This window comes from Xanthomonas populi, assembly GCF_002940065.1.
In the GTDB taxonomy this organism is placed as follows: domain Bacteria; phylum Pseudomonadota; class Gammaproteobacteria; order Xanthomonadales; family Xanthomonadaceae; genus Xanthomonas; species Xanthomonas populi.
In genome coordinates, this window is sequence record NZ_MDEJ01000257.1 from 1 (window position 1) to 1,824 (window position 1,824).

At 55.0% G+C, this 1,824-nt stretch carries 2 pseudogenes; one reads left to right on the forward strand and one right to left on the reverse strand.

The window, feature by feature from the left end:
- Positions 1-76: 76 nt before the first annotated feature.
- Positions 77-916: pseudogene (locus XpopCFBP1817_RS20585) on the forward strand (IS481 family transposase); the annotation flags it as partial.
- Positions 917-1,044: 128 nt separating this feature from the next.
- Here XpopCFBP1817_RS20585 and XpopCFBP1817_RS20590 read toward each other — a convergent pair.
- A pseudogene (locus XpopCFBP1817_RS20590) lies at positions 1,045-1,713 on the reverse strand (type IV pilus secretin PilQ); the annotation flags it as partial.
- Between the last annotated feature and the right edge of the window lie 111 nt (positions 1,714-1,824).

Here is a 1,824-nt window from a genome sequence, read left to right on the forward strand (position 1 = left end):
ATCATGTCTGTCGTTCTCCGCTGGCAGGGCGTCAAGTCAATGATGGCAGATTGCTGGGGTTTTTAGAGGCTCCTAAAAGACGGTGGCGAAGTGGAAGACGCGGACCTCGGTTGCCGATGTGCCGACCGGGCCGAGGCAGCCGTGTTCCACCGTGTTGTCCATTGAGGATGAGGCGGCGATCGTCGCTTTCCGCAAGCACGCGTTGCTGCCGCTGGACGACTGTCTCTACGCACTGCAGCCGAGCATTCCGCATCTGACGCGCTCATCGCTGCACCGCTTCCTGCAACGCCATAACATCTCGCGGCTCCCCGAGATTACAGGCGACAAAGCCGCCAAGAAGCGGTTCAAAAGCGATCCGATCGGCTACTTTCATATCGATATCGCAGAGGTACAAACATCCGAGGGCAAGCTTTATTTGTTCGTGGCCATCGACAGAACGTCAAAGTTTGCGCTCACCGAACTGCACGCCTCGGCCAACAAGATGGTTACAGCGCAATTCCTGCGCAATGTGATCCAGGCGGTGCCCTATGCTCTGCATACGGTTCTGACGGATAACGGTATCCAGTTCACCAACCGCAGCTCCGACCGCTATGCCTTCCCGCATCTCTTCAGCCGCGTCTGTGAGGAGCACGGCATCCAACACCGCTTGACCAAGGTCAAGCATCCCTGGACCAACGGGCAGGTCGAGCGGATGAATCGGACCATCAAGGAAGCCACTTTCAAACGCTTCCACTACGATGATCACGCACAACTGCAACAGCACCTGGCCAACTTTATCGAGGCCTACAACTTCGCTCGCAGACTCAAAGCCCTGAAGGGTCTGACACCGTACGAATTCATCTGCAAGCAGTGGACATCCGAACCCGAGCGGTTCAAGGTGGACCCGATCCATCTAATGCCGGGACTGAACACATAATTGCCATTTCATACCAATTCAACAGCCACCTGACTGAAAGATCATAGCTATTTCGTGTCAACGTCGCTGCATGGGTGCGCGATAGAAAAGGCCGCTATTCGCGGCTTTTTCCCATGCATGGGCGCGTATCAGGGCGTGGCGCTATCCACCCGCAACACCTTCGGCGTCACGAACACCAGCAGCTCGGCTTTCTCCTTACTGCGTCCGCGCTTTTTGAACAAATTGCCAAGGAACGGGATGTCGCCTAGGAACGGCACCTTGGAGACGCTCTCGCGATCGGTGAATTCGTAGACGCCACCGATCACCACGGTTTCACCATCTCCCACCAGGACGGCGGTGTTGATCTCCCGACGATTGATTTCTGGCACGGTGCCATACAGTGGCAGATTGATGAGCCGTGCAACCTCATCCTTCTTGACATTCATATTAAGGAAAACGCGATTGTCATTGGTGATGGTTGGCGTCACTCTCAACTCAAGCAAAACTTCCTTGAACTGCACGTTAGCCTGCGATCCACCGCCTGCACCACCCGCGCCGCTGATGGTCACATAGCCGATTTCCCGGCCCTGTTTGATTACGCCCTCTCGCTGATTAGCGGTAACGATACGGGGGTTCGATACGACTTCACCACGCCCCTCTTCCTGCATTGCCGATAGCTCGATATCCAGATTAAAGTTCGAGCCCAGCAAGGTATAGGCTAGACTGCCAGCCGTGCTAGTGGTAAATCCGCCACCCGCACCTAGATTTACGTTCAATCCAGACGGAAAAAGAAACGCCGGCAAGGTAGTACTTGTTCCAGGCGTAGTGGCAGTGGCAGTGTTGTTAAATGAGCCTCTAAAAACCCCAGCAATCTGCCATCATTGACTTGACGCCCTGCCAGCGGAGAACGACAGACATGATCAGCTTGT